This window comes from Chromohalobacter sp. 48-RD10, from assembly GCF_029889785.1.
Lineage (GTDB): Bacteria > Pseudomonadota > Gammaproteobacteria > Pseudomonadales > Halomonadaceae > Chromohalobacter.
In genome coordinates this window covers 231804-248396 of the sequence record NZ_JARANX010000003.1, presented here as the reverse complement: position 1 = coordinate 248396, position 16593 = coordinate 231804, and the positions used below count along the sequence as shown (strand labels likewise).

The following is a 16593-nucleotide window of genomic DNA, read 5'->3' as shown; positions in this document are numbered from 1 at the left end:
TTCTTCCAGGCGCGTAGCGCCGCTCTTCCAGCTAATAACTTCCAACTTCCGGCGCAGCCGGGTTACAGGTGCTCGACCCCGGCAACCTCGTACTCGACATCGCCGCCCGGCGTACGTACCAACACCGTATCACCTTCGTCCTTGCCGATCAGCGCACGCGCGATCGGCGAGGTCACGGAAATCCGCCCTTCCTTGATGTCGGCCTCATCCTCGCCGACGATCCGGTAGCGCACTTCCTCGTCGTTTTGAAGGTTGATCAACTCGACCGTCACGCCAAAAATCACCTTGCCGGTCTTGGGCAATTTGGTGACGTCGATCACCTGGGACGCAGACAGCTTGCCTTCGATTTCCTGTATACGCCCCTCGATAAATCCTTGCTGCTCGCGCGCCGCGTGGTATTCGGCGTTTTCCTTGAGATCACCGTGCTCGCGCGCCTCGGCGATGGCTTGGATCACCTGCGGGCGGTCCACGCTCTTGAGGTGCTCGAGCTCCTCTCGCAGGCTTTTCTCACCTGCGACGGTCATCGGGACCTTGTTCATGTGCTTGCTCCTGCGTGCAGTTCCTGCAGCCGCCGTACGGTAATTGCATTTCCATACTCAAGCGCCATACACACCGCACGCGCCCCAGCCAGCGTCGTGGCATAAGGGACCTTGCGAGCGAGTGCGGTACGGCGGATCACGGAAGAATCACTGATCGCCTGGCGGCCTTCGGTCGTATTTACGATATAGGCCACCTCGTCGTTTTTGAGCATATCGACGATATGGGGGCGACCTTCATAGACCTTATTGACGACCTTGACCGGGAGGCCAGCCGCTTCGAGAGCGCTGGCAGTACCACGGGTCGCGATCAGGCTGAAGTCCAATGCTAGCAGAGATTGCGCCACCTCGGTAATCTCGCTCTTGTCCGGATCACGCACTGAAAGGAATGCCTGGCGCTCACCACCCAAGCGTGGAATCGCCTCACCGGCGCCAAGTTGCGCCTTGTAGAACGCTTCGGCAAAGGTCGCACCGCTGCCCATCACCTCGCCGGTGGATTTCATTTCCGGCGACAGGATCGGGTCGACGCCTGGGAACTTGTTGAACGGGAAGACGGCTTCCTTGACGCTGTAATAGCCTGGCAAGCGTTCGCGGGTGAAGTCCTGCTCGGCAAGGGTCTTTCCGGCCATGCAGCGCGCCGCGACCTGGGCCAGCGAGGTACCGATGCACTTGGAGACGAAAGGCACCGTACGCGACGCGCGCGGATTGACCTCGATGACGTAGATCTCGCCATCTTGCCAGGCGAGCTGCACGTTCATCAGCCCGACCACGTTGAGCTCCAGCGCCATGCGCTTGACCTGGTCGCGCATCTCGTCCTGCACCTTGGGCGGCAGCGAATACGGCGGCAACGAGCACGCCGAGTCGCCAGAGTGCACACCAGCCTGCTCGATATGCTGCATGATGCCGCCGATCACCACCTGCTCGCCGTCGCTGACCGCATCGATATCGATCTCCACAGCCGCATTGAGGAAGTGATCCAGCAGCACTGGCGAGTCGTTGGACACCTTGACGGCATGCGTCATGTAGCTTTCCAGCTCGGAGGCATCATAGACGATCTCCATGGCACGACCGCCCAGTACGTAGCTGGGGCGCACCACCAGCGGATAGCCTATCTTCTCGGCCTTGGAGAAGGCATCCTCGAAGCTTCGCGCGGTAGCGTTGGGCGGCTGCTTGAACCCCAGCTTGTCGATCATCTTCTGGAAGCGCTCACGATCCTCGGAACGATCGATCGCATCCGGTGTGGTGCCGATGATCGGGACACCGGCCGCCTCCAGCGCGCGTGCCAGCTTGAGTGGCGTCTGCCCGCCAAACTGCACGATCACACCGGCGGGCTTTTCCTTGTCGGCGATCTCCAGCACATCCTCGAGCGTCACCGGCTCGAAGTAGAGGCGGTCACTGGTGTCATAGTCGGTGGACACGGTCTCGGGGTTGCAGTTGACCATGATGGTTTCATAGCCATCCTCGTGCATGGCGAGCGCCGCGTGCACGCAGCAATAATCGAACTCGATACCCTGGCCGATGCGGTTGGGGCCACCCCCCAGCACCATGATCTTCTGCCGGTCGCTGACCTCAGCCTCGCACTCCTCTTCATAGGTGGAGTACATATAGGCCGTATTGGAGGCGAACTCGGCGGCACAAGTGTCGACGCGCTTGTAGACAGGGCGAATGCCATGCTTCTGGCGCGTCTTGCGAAATTCTTCCTCGGAGACTCCCAACAGCATGGCCAGACGCGCATCGGCAAACCCCTTGCGCTTGAGCCGGAACATTGTCGCCGCCGATAGCTCGTTCAGCGAGCGGCTAGCGAGTTGCTGCTCGAGAAGCACCAATTCCTCTAGCTGGACCAGGAACCAGCGATCGATGTTGGTCAGTGCAAAAACTTCGTCGATGCTCATCCCTGCGCGCATCGCATCGGCTACGTAGAAAATACGATCGGCACCAGCAGCCTGCAGCTCGCCCTTGATCAGCGCCATACCCGCGCCGTTGAACTCGGTGACCTTAGGATCCAGCCCATCGACACCGGTTTCCATGCCGCGCAGCGCCTTTTGCAGCGACTCCTGGAAGGTCCGCCCGATGGCCATGGTTTCGCCCACCGACTTCATCTGCGTAGTCAAGCGGTCGTTGGCCTGGGGGAATTTCTCGAAGGTGAAACGCGGGATCTTGGTGACCACGTAATCGATCGACGGCTCGAACGAGGCCGGTGTCTTGCCACCGGTGATGTCGTTCTGCAGTTCATCAAGTGTGTAGCCCACCGCCAGCTTGGCAGCAATCTTGGCGATCGGAAAGCCAGTGGCCTTGGACGCCAGTGCCGAGGAGCGGCTGACGCGCGGGTTCATCTCGATGACCACTATACGACCGGTTTGCGGATCGACGCCGAACTGCACATTGGAGCCACCGGTCTCGACACCGATCTCACGCAACACCGCCAGGGAGGCATCGCGCATAATCTGATATTCCTTGTCGGTCAGCGTCTGCGCCGGCGCGACAGTGATGGAATCCCCGGTATGCACGCCCATGGGATCGAAGTTCTCGATGGCACACACGATGATGCAGTTGTCGTGCTTATCGCGCACGACCTCCATCTCGTACTCTTTCCACCCCAGCAGCGACTCGTCGATGAGCAGCTCGTGATTGTTGGAGAGTTCGAAGCCGCGTGTGCAGATTTCCTCGAACTCCTCCTTGTTGTAGGCCACTCCGCCGCCGGAACCCCCCATGGTATAGGACGGCCGGATGATCACCGGGAAGCCCAGCTCACGCTGGATTTCCCAGGCTTCGGACATGGTGTGGGCCACCTTGGCCTTGGGGCACTCCAGGCCGATGTTCTTCATCGCCTTGTCGAACAGGTCGCGGTCCTCGGCCTTGTTGATGGCATCCGCATTGGCACCGATCATCTCCACGCCGTATTGCGTCAACACGCCGCGCTTGTCGAGTTCCAACGCACAGTTGAGCGCCGTTTGCCCGCCCATGGTCGGCAGGACAGCATCGGGGCGCTCCTTCTCGATGATCTGGGCTACCGCCTGCCAGGTGATCGGCTCGATGTAGGTCGCATCCGCCATCACCGGGTCGGTCATGATAGTGGCCGGATTGGAGTTGACCAGGATGACCCGGTAGCCCTCCTCGCGCAGTGCCTTGCAGGCCTGGGCGCCGGAATAATCGAATTCGCACGCCTGGCCAATGACGATGGGCCCGGCGCCGATGATCAGAATACTGTGGATGTCGGTACGTTTCGGCATGACGATTCCCGCTAACTTGGTGACTGACGACGGCTCAACGTGAAAGCGCCTCCGATGTGCGGAGGCGCGGCCTTAGCGACGCGCTTGCATCAACGCGATGAAACGGTCGAATAGCGGCGCGACATCGCGCGGGCCGGGGCTGGCCTCGGGGTGCCCCTGAAAGCTGAACGCCGAGCAATCGGTACGTTCGATGCCCTGCAACGTGCCATCGAACAACGAACGGTGCGTGGCCCGTACATTGGCCGGCAGACTCGCCTCGTCGACCGCGAAGCCGTGATTCTGGCTGGTGATCATCACCCGGCCGGTGTCGAGATCCTCGACCGGATGGTTGGCACCATGATGGCCATTGTTCATCTTCATCGTGCGCGCCCCGGAGGCCAACCCCAGCAACTGATGTCCCAGACAGATGCCGAACAGCGGCACACCGGCGTCGATGACTTCGCGGATCGCCGCGATGGCGTAATCACAAGGCTCAGGATCGCCAGGCCCATTGGCCAGGAAGACACCATCGGGACTCATCGCCAGCACTTCGGCGGCCGAGGTCTGCGCCGGCACAACCGTCAGGCGGCAACCGCGCGAGGCCAGCATGCGCAGGATGTTGAACTTCGCCCCATAGTCGTACGCCACCACGTGGAAAGGGCGCTCAGCTTTGCCATCAGGGCCGGCCGCATCAGCGTAGCCGCTGCCCAGCGCCCATTCACCTTCGTTCCACTCGTAAGTGTCGCGACAGCTCACTTCCTTGGCGAGATCCATGCCTTTGAGGCCGGGAAAGGCACGCGCCGCGGCCAAGGCCCGCTCGACGGCATCCTCGCCCTCGGCCTCGCTACCCGCCAGGATCGCGCCGTTCTGCGCGCCCTTGTCGCGCAAAAGCCGCGTCAGGCGCCGTGTATCGATATCGGCGATGCCCAGCACGTTGGCACGCTTGAGGTACTCGTCGAGGCCCTCCTCACTGCGGAAGTTGCTGGCCATGAGCGGCAAATCGCGGATCACCAGACCGGCCGCCGCAATGGCGGCGGACTCGATGTCCTCGGCATTGACGCCGGTATTGCCGATGTGAGGGTAAGTGAGGGTAACGATCTGTCGCGTGTAGGAGGGGTCGGTAAGGATTTCCTGATAGCCAGTCATGGCTGTATTGAAAACCACCTCACCACTGGTTTGTCCATCGGCTCCGATGGCACTGCCATGAAATACGCTGCCGTCTTCCAAGGCCAATATCGCGGGTCTGATCAACGCAACGTCCTCCCCTTGTCATGCGCGCGTCTGGGCCGGGGCCGGCGTATCGCCGAGCCCCTCGTATTCAAGGAGCACTGAGAGTATTGACGACCGCTGCTCGCGGGTCGTAAAAAAGCGGGACGAAACCTGAAAGTAGTCCGGTTTCATCCCGCCTTTTTGTCATTCGCTCGAATCCCTGTGGCCATCAATGCATTTACTTGGCCAAATTGGCTCGATTATACGCGATTTTCTGATCGCAGACTAGCCTTTAAGGCCTAGCACGTCCTGCATGTCGTAACGACCACTGTCGCGAGAGGCGACCCAGCGCGCTGCGCGCGCCGCCCCCTTGGCGAAGGTCATGCGGCTAGAGGCCTTGTGCGTGATCTCGATACGCTCGCCCTCGGTGGCAAACATCACGGTATGCTCACCGACGATGTCGCCGGCACGCACAGTAGCGAAACCGATTTCCTTGTCGCTGCGCGGGCCACACTGTCCCACACGCTCGAAGACGCCATCTTCCTTTAGGTCGCGATCCAGGGCCTTGGCCACGACCTCGCCCATCTTCAGCGCCGTGCCGGAGGGCGCATCGACCTTGTGGCGATGGTGCGCCTCGCTCACTTCGATATCGTAACCCTCGTCACCCAGCGCCTGAGCAGCAGTTTCCAACAGCTTGAGGGTGAGGTTGACGCCAACGCTCATGTTGGGCGCGAACACCATGGGAACACGGTCACGATAACTGTCGAGCTCGGCGAGCTCGGCGTCGGAGAGCCCCGTGGTGCCGATCACGATGGCCTTGCCGTGCTCGGCGCAAAACGCCAAATTCGCCAGCGTGACTCGAGGCGTGGTGAAGTCGATCAACACATCGAAGGCGTCGACGATGGCAGCGGGATCGTCCATGGCATTCACGCCCAGACGTCCGGCACCGGCGAGCTCGCCAAGGTCGGCACCGACTAGTGAGCTACCCGGCTCGACGATACCGCCCGCCAAGCTGGCCTCGGGATCCTTCTGTACGGCGTTGACCAGAGTGCGGCCCATGCGCCCGGCGACGCCGACGATGGCGATACGCGTCATGTGGACTCCTTGCGATTGCGTGTTGATGAATGCCGGGAGTATACCAAACCGCCCTGCGTTCCCGTCACACATAGAACATTGTGCCCAAAGTAGCGTGGATGCAGCCTATATCAGCTCAGGCGGGCTGCCACACGATATCGAGCGTCTCACGGCTAGCCATCCGTTTGAGATGCACCGCCACGACCTCTTCGAGGCTCTCGCGGGTTGTCGTATCTGCGGCTTCCAAGCGCAGGTGCAAAGCATCCGCCTCGGCGCGCATATGGCACACCCCGCCGTCGAACGTGACATGCCCCTGATGCTCGTCACGGGAAACGTCCAGCTTGTGCTGCCAGTGCTTGCACAGGCGATTGATATAGCGCGAACCGGATGTCGTCGTAACGACGGCGTGGGAAACAGGCATGAATACCTCCTAGCAGGATAACCACCCAATGGGCATGCCATTATGGCATGCGCCTTCGCCACTCACCGGCAACGCCCCGTTCGTCAACACGGGACTCGAAGCCCTCAGGCGATCGGTCTCGACATGGAGCGCTCCATCGCCCGCGACTCGACGCGCCCTCGCGATGCAGGCATACTGGCATCCAAATGCGAAAATAAATGAGTCGCAAAAAGAGGCGCTATCGATTAGTATCTCCATCGTCTCCAAACCAGACACCCAATCCGACACCGCCCATGCCCACCCCACTATTGAAAGCCGCCGCCGGCGCAGTCCTCGCCCTCGCTGCCACGACCGCCCTGGCCGAAGAGATCACCGTCACTGACATCGCCGGCCGCCAGGTCACCGTCGACGCCCCCGTGAATCGCGTGATCCTCGGCGAGGGGCGCCAGATCTACCTGTTGGGCGCGCTGCAGCCGGAGAATCCGTTCGAGCACGTGGTGGGCTGGCGCGAGGACTTCTCCCAGGCCGACCCGGACAACTACGCCAGCTACGCGGCGAAGTTCCCCGAACTGGAAGACATCCCGACCTTCGGTGGCTTCAAGGACGGCACCTTCGACGTCGAGCAGGCCGCCGCGCTGCAGCCCGATGTGGTGCTGATGAACCTCGAGGCGAAGACCGCCACCGAGGATGCCGCCTACGACGACAAGCTGGCCCGGCTGGGCATCCCGATCGTCTACGTGGACTTCCGCGAGGCTCCGCTCGAGCACACCACGCCCTCCATGCGGCTGATGGGCGAGCTGCTCGGCGAACAGGAGGCGGCCGAGGCCTTCATCGACTTCTCCGAGACACAGATGGCGCGGGTCACCGAGACCATCGAGACCGCCGACCCCGAGCGCCCCAAGGTCTTCATCGACCGTGCCGGCGGCTACTCCGAGGAATGCTGCATGAGCTTCGGCCCGGGCAACTTCGGCGAGTACGTCGAGATCGCCGGCGGCAGCAACATCGCCGACGGTATCATTCCCAACACCTTCGGTACCCTGAACCCGGAGCAGATCATCGCCGCCAATCCCGACCAGGTCGTCGTTACCGGCGGCAACTGGAACGCCTATGTACCCGGCGGCGACTGGGTCGGCGTAGGACCGGGGGCCGACATGGACGCGGCCCGGACCAAGCTCCAGGCGCTGACCGAGCGCACCGCCATGACCGGCATAGAGGCCGTGGAGAACGACGACGTCCACGCCATCTGGCACCAGTTCTACAACAGCCCCTACTACTTCGTCGCCGTGCAGCGACTGGCCAAGTGGTTCCACCCGGAGCTGTTCGCCGATCTCGACCCCGAGGCCACCCTGCGCGAGCTGCACCAGCGCTTCCTGCCGGTGGACTACACGCCGGGCTACTGGGTCTCGCTGAAGGATGACTGACATGCACACCGGTACCGATACCCTGCCTTCCGAGCAGTCTGCAGCCGAAGAAGGCCGCACCTTCTATCGCACCCTGGTGGTCCGCCGCCAGCTGATCCTCGCCGCTCTGACCCTGGCGCTGTTCCTGAGCCTGTGCATCGACCTGGCGCTGGGGCCGGCCCGCTTCAGCCTGGGCGAAGTGATCACCGCGCTCTTCTCCCCGGATGACGTGAGCCAGCAGGCCCGCGTCATCCTGTGGGAGATCCGCATGCCGGTGGCGCTGATGGCCCTGGTGGTCGGCGCCAGCCTGTCGGTGGCCGGCGCCCAGATGCAGACCATCCTCAGCAATCCGCTGGCCAGCCCCTTCACCCTGGGGATCTCCGCCGGCGCCAGCTTCGGCGCCGCCCTGGCGCTGGCCTTCGGCGTGGTGATCGTGCCCGCGGCGATCGAGTACATGGTCCCGATCAACGCCTTCGTCATGGCCATGCTGACCGCCTTCGCGATCCATGCGCTGAGCATGCGGCGCGGGGTGACCATCGAGACCATCGTGCTGCTGGGTATCGCCATGGTCTTCATCTTCAACGCCCTGATGGCGCTGATCCAGTTCTTCGCCAGCCAGCAGGCCGTCTCCGCAGTGGTGTTCTGGACCATGGGCAGCCTGACCAAGGCCACCTGGCCCAAGCTATGGATCGCGCTCGGCGTGCTGGTCACGGTCATGCCACTGCTGGCTCGCCACGGCTGGGCCCTGACGGCCATGCGCCTCGGCGATGCCAAGGCCGAGAGCCTAGGCGTGAAGCTCCGCGCACTGCGCCTGGAGGTGCTGGTACTCGTCTCGCTGCTGGCCGCCATCGCCGTGGCCTTCGTCGGCACCATCGGCTTTATCGGCCTGGTCGGGCCACATATCGCCCGCCTGCTGCTGGGCGAGGATCAGCGCTTCTTCCTGCCCGGCTCGGCACTGTGCGGCGCGTTGATCCTATCCATCGGCTCGGTGCTGTCGAAGGTGCTGATTCCGGGCACCGTCATCCCCATCGGCATCATCACCTCGCTGGTCGGCATTCCTTTCTTCCTGTTCCTCGTTCTCAACAACAAGAAGGCCTCATGGTAACGCTCACGCTCGATCGCTTGTCAGCCCACTACGGCCGTCACCAGATCCTCTCCGAGGTCACCACGCCGACTTTCGCCGGCGGCCAGATGGTCGCTCTTCTCGGCCCCAACGCAGCGGGCAAATCGACGCTCTTCCGGCGCATTCTCGGGCTGCTCGACGGCGATGGCGAGGTGCATATCGAAGGCGCCACCTGCGAGCGCCCCGTGGCCTACATGCCCCAGGAAACCGGCGTCAACGCAGTACTGACGGTCTACGAATCGGTGTTGCTGGCACGCATGCAGGGCCGGCGCCTGAATGTGAAGCCCGAGGATCTGGCCGAGGTGGATCGCGCCCTGGACGAGCTGGGCATTGTCGCGCTCGGCGAGCGCGACATCGGCGATCTGAGCGGCGGCCAGCGGCAGATGGTGGGCGCGGCCCAGGCGCTGGTGCAGAACCCTGAGGTGCTGCTGCTCGACGAGCCGACCTCGGCGCTGGACCTGCATCGGCAGATCCAGTTGCTGTCGATCCTGCGCCGACTGGCGAAGGACAGGGGCATGCTGGTGATTGCCGCGCTGCACGACCTGGGCCACGCGCTGCGCTTCACCGACCAGGCACTGGTACTGCAGGGCGGGACGCTGGTGGACTGCGGTCCGACCGAGGAGGTAGTCACCCCCGAGTTGCTGTATCGCGTCTATCACGTTACCGCACGCATCGAGCGCTGCTCGAAGGGACGGCCGCAGCTCATTGTCGAAGAGGCCGTCTGAGCCGCCGCCCCTCCAGCGCCGCCAGGGTCGCCCCGCCCAGTACCAGCGGCAGGGCCACCACAAAGCCGCTGGAGAGCGGCAGTCCGAAAATCAGCAGATCGGCCAGCACCGGCCAGATCAGCGCCACGTACTCGAAGGGTGCCAGGCGCGAGACCTCAGCGTAGCGTAGCGCCAGGGTCATGCAGATATGCGCGGCACCGCCGAACAATCCCGCCATCACCAGCAACGCCAACGTCTGCCCCGAGACCGCCATCCAGCCAAGCGGCAACGTGGCGAGCCCCGCCAGCGCCGTGACCAGCACGAAGTAGAAGGCAATGGACGCCGCCGTCTCGGTACGCGAGATACGCCGCACCGTCACCAGCGCGCCCGCCGTCAGCAGCGCGGCGAGAATACCCAGCGCGTAGCCCATCACCTGCCCCCGGGACTCGCCCAGATCGGGCATCACCAGCGCTGCCACGCCCATCAGCACCAGCGCGAAGGCCGCCGCACGGTGCAGGGTGAAGCGCTCACCAAGCAGCAACACGCCGCCCACCGCCATGGCCACCGGCGACAGCTGGGCCAGCAGCGTCGCCTCGGCCACCGGCAGCCGCGCCACCGCAGCGAAGGAAGCGAACATCGCCGCCGCTCCCAACCCCGAGCGCACCAGATGCCCCAACGGCTTGCGCGTCGCCAGCGCCCGGGGAAATTCCCGCCGCCAGGTCATGAAGATCACGATCGGCAGCAGCGCGAAGGCCGAGCGGAAGAACACGGTCTGCCCCAGCGGCACCTGCGTGCTCACCGCCTTGACGCACACCATCATCCCCGTGAAGAGAATGCCCGACAGCAGCCGAAGCACGATGCCGGCCAGCGGCCGATCCGCGACGTTATTCATGAGCGTCCTCGAGCGTCTTTCAAGCGAGCCGGGCGCGACGATTCACGGGCCCTGGAGATACGATCATGATATCACTGCGGATGGGAACAGTTCTCGTATCGGATCGAAATTCTGCGGGAAGTGACACGACGAGGCCCCGCCTCCTTGCGGAGCGCGGGGCCTCGAGCATGCCATCGAGAACGCGGCTTTACGGCTTCATGTCCTCGAAGAACTTCTTCACGCCATCGAAGAAGTTGCTTTTCTTTGGCGAGTGATGGCTGTTGCTGCCATCCAGGCTTTCCTGGAAGCGGCGCAGCAAGTCCTTCTGTTCTTCGCTCAAGTCGACCGGCGTTTCCACCACGACCTTGCAAAGCAGATCGCCAGGCGGGCCGCCACGGACCGGTTTGACGCCCTTGCCCTTGAGCCGGAACATTTTACCGGTCTGGGTCTCCGGCGGAATCTTCAGCTTGATCCGGCCGTCCAGGGTCGGCACTTCCAGTTCACCGCCAAGCGTCGCATCGATGAAGTTGATCGGCACGTCACACAGCAGGTGGCGACCGTCACGCTCGAAGATCGGGTGCGGCTTGATTGCCGCCTGCACGTAAAGATCACCCGGCGGCCCACCGTTGAGCCCCGACTCACCTTCGTGGTTGAGACGAATCCGATCACCGGTATCGACCCCGGCGGGGATCTTCACCGACAAGGTCCGCGTTTCGCGCACGCGCCCTTCGCCATGACACTTGCGGCACGGCACCTTGATGCTCTGACCGGCGCCATGACAGGTCGGGCAGGTCTGCTGCACGGCGAAGAAGCCTTGCTGCATGCGCACCTGACCCTGACCGTGACAGGTTGGGCAGGTCTCTTTGCTGGAGCCCGGCTCGGCGCCATCGCCATCGCAATGCTCACACGCGACGTGACGCGGCACGCGAATGTCGACCGTGGTACCGGCAACGGCGTCCTCGAGATCGACCTCAAGGTTGTAGCGCAGATCGGCACCACGCTGCGGCGCATTGGGGTTGCGACGGCCGCCGCCCCCAAAGATATCGCCGAACACATCGCCGAAGATATCGCTGAAGCCGCCTGCACCGGCGCCACCGCCGCCGAAGCCGCCGCCACCTTGGCCATCAACGCCGTCGTGGCCGAACTGGTCATAGGCAGCACGCTTTTCTTCATCGGCGAGGACTTCATAAGCATCGGAGACTTCGCGGAACTTCTCCGCCGAGGTGTCGTCATCCGGGTTGCGATCCGGATGGTACTTCTGGGCGAGTCGACGGTAAGCTTTTTTGATCTCTTTCTGATCAGCTCCCCGCTCGATGCCCAATACTTCGTAATAGTCACGTTTGGACATGGATGGTCCGCCTCCGTGTCGGCGCTGCGCAAACAGCAACGCGGGAGAGCATCCCCCGCGCTGCCATCATGCGAGCATCAGACGTCGTGGTTACTGCTTTTTCTGGTCGTCGTTGACTTCCTCGTACTCGGCGTCAACCACATCGTCTTCTTTCTTCTGGGCGCCGTCGTCGGCTTGTTGCTCGCCGCCCTCAGCGCTCGCATCGCCTTGTTCGGCGTACATCTTCTGCGCCAGATTGCCGGAGGCTTCGGTCAGCGCGTCGAGCTTGGCCTGGATATGCTCCTGGTCATCGCCCTTAGTCGCTTCTTCGAGCTCGCTGATCGCGGTCTCGATCTGCTCTTTCTCGCTGGCCTCGACCTTGTCGCCGGCTTCTTCGAGGGTCTTGCGCGCGGCGTGGACCATGCCATCGGCCTGGTTACGCAGCTGTACCAGTTCCTCGAACTTCTTGTCCTCGGCCTCATGCGCCTCGGCGTCCTCGACCATCTGATCGATCTCTTCGTCGGAAAGACCGCCGGAGGCCTGGATGACGATGGACTGTTCCTTGCCAGTCGCCTTGTCCTTGGCGGAGACGTTGAGGATGCCGTTGGCGTCCAGATCGAATGCAACTTCGATCTGCGGCACGCCACGCGGTGCCGGCGGGATATCGGCCAGATCGAAGCGACCCAGTGACTTGTTGCCGTTGGACTGCTTGCGCTCACCCTGCTGCACGTGAATGGTCACGGCCGTCTGGTTATCATCCGCCGTCGAGAAGGTTTGAGTCTTCTTGGTCGGGATGGTGGTGTTCTTCTCGATCAGCGGCGTCATCACGCCACCCAGAGTTTCGATGCCCAGGGTCAACGGCGTGACGTCGAGCAGCAGCACATCCTTGACGTCGCCGCCCAGTACGCCGCCCTGGATTGCCGCGCCCACGGCCACGGCTTCATCCGGGTTGACGTCCTTGCGAGCGTCCTGGCCGAAGAATTCAGCCACCTTGGACTGCACCAGCGGCGTGCGCGTCTGGCCGCCGACCAGAATCACATCGTCGATCTCGGACGCAGACAGGCCAGCGTCGCTCAGCGCGGTCTTGCATGGCCCCAGCGACCGCTTGACCAGGTCTTCGACCAGCGACTCGAGCTTGGCCCGTGTAATCTTGACATTGAGGTGCTTGGGCCCAGTGTTATCGGCGGTGATGTACGGCAGATTGACCTCGGTCTGCTGCGCGCTGGACAGCTCGATCTTGGCCTTCTCGGCAGCTTCCTTGAGGCGCTGCATGGCCAGATTGTCGCCGGACAGGTCGATGCCACTGTCGGACTTGAACTGGTCGACCAGATAGTTGATCAACGCCAGATCGAAGTCTTCGCCACCCAGGAAGGTGTCACCGTTGGTGGCCAACACTTCGAACTGGGTCTCGCCATCGACATCGGCCACTTCGATAATGGAGATATCGAAGGTACCGCCGCCCAAGTCATAGACGGCGATGGTCTTGTCGCCACGCGACTTGTCCATGCCATAGGCCAGCGCCGCCGCCGTCGGCTCGTTGATGATGCGCTTGACTTCGAGACCAGCGATGCGACCGGCATCCTTGGTGGCCTGACGCTGGCTGTCGTTGAAGTACGCCGGAACGGTGACCACCGCGTCAGTGACTTCTTCCCCGAGATAGTCCTCGGCGGTCTTCTTCATCTTTTTCAGGACTTCCGCACTGACCTGCGGTGGAGCCAGCTTGCTGCCCTTGACCTCGACCCAAGCGTCGCCATTATCGGCCTCGGTGATAGCATAAGGCACCATCTTGATGTCTTTCTGGACGACATCGTCCTTGAACTTGCGGCCGATCAGGCGCTTGATCGCATACAGCGTGTTGCTGGGGTTGGTCACGGCCTGGCGCTTGGCAGCCTGGCCGACCAGCGTCTCACCATCGTCGGTGTAGGCGATGATGGAGGGCGTGGTACGTGTACCTTCCGCGTTTTCGATCACCTTCGCGTCGCCGCCGTCCAGGATGGCAACACAGGAGTTGGTGGTCCCCAAATCAATACCGATGATGCGTCCCATTGGAATACCTCAAAATCGTTGCTTGACTGTTTCGTGTTCGTCGGCGGCATTGCCGCCTCGTTGTTCGTCTATTTGGGGGGTGGGGTCACGCCTTTCAAGGGTATCGACGTCACATCCCTCCCCTGCCACATCAATTGGCGGCTTGGCTGACGACTACCATCGCCGGACGTACCAGACGTCCATTTAACAAATACCCCTTTTGCATGACTTCGATCACGGTGTTGGGCTCAACTTCAGGGTTGGGCGCCATGGTCATGGCTTCATGCACCTGCGGGTCGAACGGCTCACCTTGCGGATCGACAGCTTCCACGCCGAACTTGTTAAGCACGTCGAGCTGCAGCTTCAGGGTCATCGAGACCCCTTCGCGATGCACCTCGCTAGCGCCTTCCTGCATCGACTCCAAAGCCTTTTCCAGGCTGTCGATCACCGGCAGCAGTTCCTTGACGAATTTCTCCAGGGCGAACTTGCGTGCCTTCTCGACATCCTGCTCGGCGCGGCGACGCACGTTCTGCGCTTCGGCAGCGGCACGCGCTGCCTGATCCTTGGACTCCGTCAAGGCTTGCTCCAATTCTTCGACACGCACAGCCAGCGCGTCGGCTTCCGGGTTTTCGAGCGCCTCGGCACCGGCCTCACTGGCCTCGACATCCTCGACGACACCTTCGAGTTCGGTATCGTCTCCAGTGGTGTCGTCCGGCTGGGGTTCGGCATCACGCTCAGCGCGAGCCAGCTCTTCCTCGGTCGGGGTCTGCGGGTCTTTGGCCATGAGTTTCTCCTGACAGCTGGCGCGGCCCGAAGCCGCATCTAATAAGCGATTGCCTCCTATATGGGGATGAGATGAACGATCTCAAGCCACCCATACCGCTTGCGATGACTGGTAATTGAAGCCCTCACCCAACTACTGTATAAACACACAGAGATCAGCTTCGTTTCCGACACCCGGAGGTTTTCATGCTGATACAGCTTGCCATTCGCGACTACGCCATCGTCGAGCGCCTCGATCTAGACCTGCACGACGGTATGACGGCCATCACCGGTGAGACCGGCGCCGGCAAATCGATCATGCTCGGCGCCCTCGGACTATGCCTGGGAGAGCGCGCCGACGTGGGCAGCGTGCGCCACGGCTGTGAACGCGCGGATATCAGTGCGCGCTTCGAAATCGCCCAGCTCGCCGACGCCCGTGCCTGGCTCGCCGAACGAGAACTACCGCAAGACGAGTGCTTGCTGCGGCGCGTCGTCACCGCCTCGGGGCGCTCCAAGGCCTGGATCAACGGCCAACCGGTCACGGTGAGCGACCTGAGAACGCTCGGCGAGCACCTCATCGAGGTCCACAGCCAACACGCCCATCAAGCGCTCTTGCGCGAAGAAACTCACCTGCGCTTGCTCGACACCTATGCCGGCCAGACCGAGGCTGTGGCGACCCTTGGCGAGCACTTTCATCATTGGCGGGCACGCCACCGGCGACTGCGCGAGCTGCAAGAAAGTGGCAATGAAGTGCAGGCACGGCGTCAGCTACTGCGTTACCAGGTCGAGGAGTTGGATCAACTGGCGCTCGCCGAAGGCGAGCTCGAGACGCTGGAGGACGAACAAACCCAACTGGCCAACCTTGAGGAAGTCCTGGGGGACGCCCAGTTCGCCGCCGACTGTTGCGATCAGGACGAGCACGGAGCGCTTTCATTACTGCATCACGCCAACGCCCGCCTGGGAAACGCCCCCGAAAAGACCCAACGCCAGCTTGCAGACGCCCTGGCCATGCTGGGCGAAGCGCAAATACAAATCGAGGAAGCGGCACGCGAACTACATCGCTTCGTCGACACCACCGAGCTCGATCCTCAACGACTGACGGAGGTCGATGCCCGCCTCGGCGAAGTGCATCGCATCGCACGCAAGCATCATGTCATGCCCGAGGAATTGCGCGACCTGCATCAGCGCCTGAGCGACGAACTGGCGAGTCTCGAAGGTGGTGAACATGACCTGGAAGCACTCACCGAAGAAGTGGAGCAGATCCGCGACACCTACAGACAGCAGGCACGTGCAGTCAGCGAAGCCCGCCTCGAGGCGGCACGCACCTTCGGCGAGGCCGTGCAGGCCCAACTGGCCTTCCTGGGACTGGGCAAAGCGACTTTCGAGGTTGCCATTTCGCCGCGCGAGACACCTCAGACCGAAGGGATCGACCAAGTCCGCTTCATGATCAGTGCCAACCCCGGTCAGCCAGCACGCCCCTTGAACAAGGTCGCCTCTGGCGGTGAGTTGTCGCGCATCAGTCTGGCGATCCAGGTCGTCGCCGCGCAGCACAGCACCGTGCCCAGCATGGTCTTCGACGAAGTCGATGTCGGCATTTCCGGCGCCACCGCCGAGATCGTCGGCCAATTGCTGCGCCGCCTCGGCGCACAAGGGCAGATCCTCACCGTAACGCACCTGCCGCAAGTCGCAGCCCAGGCGCACCACCACCTGCATATCGAGAAGCGCGCCGAGCGCGACACCACACTGACGCACATGGCGTTGCTCGACGACGCCGGCCGCGTACGCGAACTGGCCCGCATGCTCGGCGGCGTCAAACTATCCGACCGTACACTGGCGCACGCTCGCGAAATGCTCGACGCCAGCCAGCACGCCCAGCATTGAGCTAACCTGGCTCCAGCCCTATAGTCGTCCTCAATGATGAGGGATACGAAACGACGAAACCGGCCATGAAGG

Annotated in this window: 13 protein-coding genes; 4 read left to right on the top strand and 9 right to left on the bottom strand. The window is 62.6% G+C overall.

The features are described 5' to 3' along the window. Positions 1-62 precede the first annotated feature (62 nt). The 5 genes from greA to OP496_RS06065 all read right to left on the bottom strand — a co-directional run bounded on the left by greA (position 63) and on the right by OP496_RS06065 (position 6449). Positions 63-539 carry a transcription elongation factor GreA gene (gene greA / locus OP496_RS06085; RefSeq protein WP_280562614.1) on the bottom strand — a complete coding sequence of 159 codons (477 nt, stop codon included), beginning with the start codon at positions 537-539 and terminating at the stop codon, positions 63-65. Beyond that, positions 536-3766: a carbamoyl-phosphate synthase large subunit gene (carB, locus tag OP496_RS06080; protein WP_280562613.1), complete on the bottom strand. Its 3231-nt coding sequence runs from the start codon at positions 3764-3766 to the stop codon at positions 536-538. The genes greA and carB overlap by 4 nt, the downstream gene beginning before the upstream one ends. 72 nt (positions 3767-3838) lie before the next feature. Beyond that, on the bottom strand, positions 3839-4996 hold the full coding sequence (gene carA, locus OP496_RS06075; protein ID WP_280562612.1) for a glutamine-hydrolyzing carbamoyl-phosphate synthase small subunit: 1158 nt from the start codon (positions 4994-4996) through the stop codon (positions 3839-3841). Between the two features lie 243 nt (positions 4997-5239). Beyond that, on the bottom strand, positions 5240-6049 hold the full coding sequence (gene dapB / locus OP496_RS06070; protein WP_280562611.1) for a 4-hydroxy-tetrahydrodipicolinate reductase: 810 nt from the start codon (positions 6047-6049) through the stop codon (positions 5240-5242). A 115-nt stretch (positions 6050-6164) separates the two neighbouring features. Beyond that, positions 6165-6449 carry a DUF2218 domain-containing protein gene (locus OP496_RS06065; RefSeq protein ID WP_280562610.1) on the bottom strand — a complete coding sequence of 95 codons (285 nt, stop codon included), beginning with the start codon at positions 6447-6449 and terminating at the stop codon, positions 6165-6167. 272 nt (positions 6450-6721) lie between these two features. On the opposite strand from OP496_RS06065, the gene OP496_RS06060 reads away from it, so the two are divergent. From OP496_RS06060 to OP496_RS06050, 3 genes are read left to right on the top strand one after another with little or no spacing between them, the layout of a single operon-like run. Next, complete coding sequence (locus OP496_RS06060) at positions 6722-7849, top strand: ABC transporter substrate-binding protein (RefSeq protein ID WP_280562609.1); 1128 nt, start codon at positions 6722-6724, stop codon at positions 7847-7849. 1 nt (position 7850) lies between these two features. Then, complete coding sequence (locus OP496_RS06055) at positions 7851-8933, top strand: iron ABC transporter permease (RefSeq protein ID WP_280562608.1); 1083 nt, start codon at positions 7851-7853, stop codon at positions 8931-8933. Beyond that, complete coding sequence (locus OP496_RS06050; protein WP_280562607.1) at positions 8927-9676, top strand: ABC transporter ATP-binding protein; 750 nt, start codon at positions 8927-8929, stop codon at positions 9674-9676. Before OP496_RS06055 ends, OP496_RS06050 begins: the two co-directional genes overlap by 7 nt. Here OP496_RS06050 and OP496_RS06045 read toward each other — a convergent pair. From OP496_RS06045 to grpE, 4 genes are all read right to left on the bottom strand, one after another. Beyond that, a complete protein-coding gene (locus OP496_RS06045) occupies positions 9654-10547 on the bottom strand; it encodes a DMT family transporter (RefSeq protein WP_280562606.1) in 894 nt (297 codons plus the stop codon). The two genes, OP496_RS06050 and OP496_RS06045, sit on opposite strands and share 23 nt — an antisense overlap. A 187-nt stretch (positions 10548-10734) precedes the next feature. Beyond that, complete coding sequence (dnaJ, locus tag OP496_RS06040; protein WP_280562605.1) at positions 10735-11874, bottom strand: molecular chaperone DnaJ; 1140 nt, start codon at positions 11872-11874, stop codon at positions 10735-10737. A gap of 90 nt (positions 11875-11964) precedes the next feature. Then, positions 11965-13899, bottom strand: a complete 1935-nt coding sequence (gene dnaK / locus OP496_RS06035; RefSeq protein ID WP_280562604.1) for a molecular chaperone DnaK — start codon at positions 13897-13899, stop codon at positions 11965-11967. Positions 13900-14029: 130 nt separating this feature from the next. Further along, entirely contained in the window at positions 14030-14662 is a 633-nt protein-coding gene (gene grpE, locus OP496_RS06030) for a nucleotide exchange factor GrpE (protein ID WP_280562603.1), read from the bottom strand. 185 nt (positions 14663-14847) lie between these two features. Here grpE and recN point away from each other — a divergent pair, with 185 nt between their 5' ends. Further along, positions 14848-16521 (top strand): DNA repair protein RecN, encoded by a 1674-nt coding sequence (gene recN / locus OP496_RS06025; RefSeq protein WP_280562602.1) that lies wholly within the window; start codon positions 14848-14850, stop codon positions 16519-16521. Positions 16522-16593 lie beyond the last annotated feature (72 nt).